Origin of the sequence: Nostocoides sp., assembly GCF_035343835.1 — a bacterium.
GTDB classification, from domain to species: domain Bacteria; phylum Actinomycetota; class Actinomycetes; order Actinomycetales; family Dermatophilaceae; genus Nostocoides_A; species Nostocoides_A vanveenii.
Genome location: NZ_DAOQZV010000261.1, coordinates 1 through 4,221, shown reverse-complemented (window position 1 = coordinate 4,221; position 4,221 = coordinate 1). Strand labels below are relative to the sequence as shown.

Annotated in this window: 4 protein-coding genes; 2 read left to right on the top strand and 2 right to left on the bottom strand. The window is 70.0% G+C overall.

Features of this window, described 5'->3' with window-relative positions; translation table 11 throughout:
• A partial coding sequence (locus PKH97_RS14375; protein ID WP_324388242.1) for an alpha/beta family hydrolase occupies window positions 1-304 on the top strand: 304 nt, incomplete at its 5' end.
• 177 nt (window positions 305-481) lie between these two features.
• Here PKH97_RS14375 and PKH97_RS14370 read toward each other — a convergent pair.
• Complete coding sequence (locus PKH97_RS14370) at window positions 482-1,021, bottom strand: ferritin (RefSeq protein ID WP_324388240.1); 540 nt, start codon at window positions 1,019-1,021, stop codon at window positions 482-484.
• 99 nt (window positions 1,022-1,120) lie between these two features.
• Between PKH97_RS14370 and prfB the strand changes: the two genes are divergently transcribed.
• Window positions 1,121-2,233 carry a peptide chain release factor 2 gene (prfB, locus tag PKH97_RS14365; protein ID WP_324388239.1) on the top strand — a complete coding sequence of 371 codons (1,113 nt, stop codon included), beginning with the start codon at window positions 1,121-1,123 and terminating at the stop codon, window positions 2,231-2,233.
• Window positions 2,234-2,302: 69 nt separating this feature from the next.
• On the opposite strand, the gene PKH97_RS14360 is transcribed toward prfB, so the two are convergent.
• Window positions 2,303-4,221: cell wall-binding repeat-containing protein (locus PKH97_RS14360; protein WP_324388237.1), on the bottom strand; the 1,919-nt coding region annotated here is incomplete at its 5' end.

The following is a 4,221-nucleotide window of genomic DNA, read 5'->3' as shown; positions in this document are numbered from 1 at the left end:
CGTCGCCTGTCGGACCGCCGCCGAGGTCGGGGCCGGTGGGGTGCTGTGCCTCTCTTTCCCGCTGCACCCGCCGGGCAAGCCCGAGGCGTCGCGCGCGGGGGAGTTGCGCGCGCCGGGGGGGCACGGCATACCGGTCCGGGTGGTGCAGGGCGAGCGTGATCCCTTCGGTGGCCCCGACGAAGTGCGGGCCGAACTCGCGGATCCCAGCTGGGTGGCCGGCGTGCCCGGCACCCACTCCTTGGGCCGCACCCCGACCGAGGTCCTGGCCGCCACCCTGACCTTCCTCCCCGCCCTCATCACCTGATCCCCTCCACCTCGAGTGGCCGGTTCAGCCCCGTCGAGTGGCCGGTTCAGCCCCGTCGAGTGGCCGGTTCAGCCCTGTCGAGTGGCCGGTTCAGACCTGTCGAGTGGCCGGTTCAGACCTGTCGAGTGGCCCGTTAGCCGGCCTCTCGACGGCCGGGCGGAATCGTGGTGGTGCTCATCAGAGCGCGCCGCCCGCCGCCGGCGGGGCGGTGGAGTCGGCGCCTTCGGCCACGGACTCGCGGGCCAGGTGCTCCTCGATCTGGAACCAGTCGGTGCCGGCGCGCTTGGCGATCGTCAGCAGGCTGTTCATCGAGGCGACCTCCTCGACCTGCTCTTTGAGGAACCACATCATGAACTGCTCGCCGAGCACATCGTCCTCAGCCCGCGCCGCGCGGAACAGCGCCTCGACCTGCGCGGTGACCTGCTTCTCCTGCGCCAGGGCGAGCGCGATGGGCTCCTCGGGCGTGCTGAAACCCGACACCACGTCATCGACCCCGCTGATCCCGACCTCGAGGTCACGATCGAGCAGATAGCGCACGAACATCATCGCGTGATTGCGCTCCTCGACCGCCTGCCGGTAGAAGTCCGCGGCCAGCCGCGGCAGGTCGTGATCGTCGAACCAGATCGCGATGGCGACGTACTGGTGGCTCGCCGTGAACTCGTTGCGGACCTGCGCCCTGAGCAAGTCGACGAAGGAGGGGGAGGTGGTGATCGGCATACGGAAAGGTTAGTTCCCTCGTGCGATGGGTCCGAACACCCTGGCGGACGCACTGAATCGGGCAGGTGCGCCGTAGGCGCTGACGTAGGCTGTCCCTTCGTGGCCACCGACTTTTCGACCGACATCTCGCACCTGCGCACCACGATGGCGTCGGTGCGCGAGGTTACCGACTTGGAGAAGTTGGCCGCCCGCATCAGCGAGTTGGAGGGAAAGGCGGGCGCGCCCGATCTGTGGGACGACCCCGAGGCGGCCCAGCAGGTGACGTCGGCGCTTTCGCGGTCGATCGCCGAGCGCGACCGCATCCTGGAGATGGACTCGCGGATCGACGACCTTGAGGTGCTCGTGGAGCTCGGCACCGAGGAGGGTGATGAGGCGACCATGGCCGAAGCCGAGCGCGAGCTCGCCTCGATCACCAAGGCCGTCGGCGAGTTGGAGGTGCGCACGCTGCTCTCGGGGGAGTACGACGAGCGGGGCGCGGTCATCACCATCCGCTCCGGGGCCGGTGGTGTCGACGCCGCTGACTTCGCCCACATGCTCTCGCGGATGTATGCCCGCTGGGCCGAGCGGCACGGCTACCCCGTGAAGTTCCTGGACACGTCCTACGCCGAAGAAGCCGGGCTGAAGAGCACGACCTTCGAGATCGACGTGCCGTATGCCTATGGCAACCTCTCGGTCGAAGGTGGCACTCATCGCCTGGTGCGGATCAGTCCCTTCGACAATCAGGGGCGGCGGCAAACGAGCTTCGCCGCGGTCGAGGTCATCCCGATCATCGAGAGCACCGACCACATCGAGATCCCCGAGAACGAGATCAAGGTCGACGTCTTCCGCTCCAGTGGCCCGGGTGGACAGAGTGTCAACACGACCGACTCGGCTGTCCGGATGACCCACATCCCGACCGGCATCGTCGTCTCGATGCAGGACGAGAAGTCCCAGATCCAGAACCGCGCCGCGGCCCTACGGGTGCTGCAGTCACGCCTGTTGTTGCAGCGCAAGGCCGAGGAAGCGGCCGCCAAGAAGGAACTGGCGGGTGACATCAAGGCGAGTTGGGGCGACCAGATGCGGTCATACGTCCTGCAGCCGTATCAAATGGTCAAGGATCTGCGCACCGGTCACGAAGTCGGCACCCCGCAAGCAGTCTTCGACGGCGACATCGACGACTTCATCGAGGCCGGCGTACGCTGGCGACGCGCCGGTGGTGCGGACGCCGAGTAGGCATTGACGGCCGGTCCCGGCAGACCGGCCGACCGGCCTCTCCCACGCAGAGCGTGGGACCCAGACGGGTCAGCGGGGGGCGTCGGGGCCGAAGTAGAGAGTCTGGTAGCCAGCGATCTTCGCGGCCTGGCTCAAGGCGGCGGGGTCGACGGACGCAGGCCCGCCGAAGGCGGCGACCAGGTCGGTCGCCGAGCGCGACTGGTTGAGCCGGCCGCTGGTCCAGGTCGGCAGGCTAGTGCCCTTGGTCAGCAGGATCGGCTGCTGCCACTGGCTGATCAGCGCGCCGCCCGTCGTGGCGTCCGGCCAGTTCAGACCCGAGACGATCGTCGCGATCCACTCACCGGTGAAGAAGCGGTCGGCCACCCGGCGGGCGACTTCATACCGGTCGGCGCCGCTGATCGCCTCGACGCCGGGATAGCCCGCCACCGCGCGGCTGCCGCCACCACCGATGCCGTAGATCGGCGTGCTCGTCGCCGCGTCCAGCCAGGCCTTGGTCTCCGTGGGGAGATAGCCGTCCTCGGAGAGCAGAATCACGCCCTTGGTGGCCGTTGCCGCCGGGCTGGCCACGAGGGCGTCGGGGAAGACCCGCCCATTCGCGACGAACACCGCCGCCGGCTTCGTGCCGCGCACCGCGCCGAGGGTGTCGGCCACGCCGGTGGCCACGGCGAAGCGGTTCGCCCCGCCGAGCCGGGTCACCGGGTGCCCGGTGCCGCGGAGAGCGGTCAGCACAGCCTCGGAGATGGTTGCCGGCCCGCCGAGCACATAGATCGGCGCTTTCGGTGCCAACACGCGGATGGCCTCATCAAGCACCCGCGGGTCGATGCTGTCGCGCTTGCTCAGCATCAATGGCCCGCGCAGGGCGGCCGCCAGCGGTGATCCGGCGAGGGCATCCGCATACGCCTCGCCGCCGGCGATCACGACTCCGCCGGCCGCGCCAGCGGCATACACGCTGCGGCTGACGTTGACGCCGACCTCGTAGCGATCCGCGCCGCCGATGCGCACCACCTGCGCGGGCGCCGTCTTGGCGCGCCACGAGATGGACGTATAGGGCGTGCCCGCCGGCGAGGTCACCAGCGTCTTCGCCGTGGCCGGGTCATAGGTCCCCGAGGCGCCCATGGTGACCACCCGCACCGCCGTCTGCGTGCAGGGGGCCGTGCCCGGCGCCACGCCGACGAGATAGGCGATCTGGCGGCGATCGGGACTGAAGGCGGGAGCGACCGTGGTGCACGGCATACCGGCCTCGACGACCGCGGTCGGCTGCAACGGCGCGGTCAGCAACCGCCCGTCCTGATAATCGACGAATAGCGATGCCTTCGTGGTGCCCGGCTCGACGCCCAGGAAGGCGACAAAGGTGCGGGCCGAGGCGTCGCGCACGCCCTTGCCCGGCTCCTGCGCGATGTCCGGATCGCCGGGCCGGTAGGAGGAGACGAAATAGTCCTTGGCGGGGAAGCGCTCCGGCTGCCCGGCCAGCGTCATCGGCCCGCGCGCCGAGACCAGGAGCAGGTTCGAGATCGTGCCATTGGTCGTGCGGACGACCGCTTCGCTGCCATAGGGACTCATCGCGAACGAGCCGTATGCCGTCCGCCCACCCGCGACCGGCTGGCGCCACACCCGCCCGGCCGTCGTCGACTGCGCGGTGGTGGCCGTCGGGGCCTGCTCGATGAAGCCGTCGCCGGTCGGGAACCACGCCGGGGCGAGGCTGCCCGCCGTGCGCGGATAGGTCGCGACTTGGGCGCCCGTTCGATCCCGGGTGATCCACGCTGTGGCGCTTGCCTCGATGGACACATCCCCCCCGGGCGCCCAGCGCACATAGGCCGACCCCGGCCGGTCGGCGAGGACCGAGCCGACGGCGCTTGTCGCCGGGTCATAGGAGTAGGTCGTCGAACCGTTCACCGTCGACACGCTCAGTGCGTCCGTGGTGATGGTCATCGCCGCCCGGTCGGCGACGCGCAGCAGGGCCGGGTCGGCGCCTGCCGCACCGGCGACTG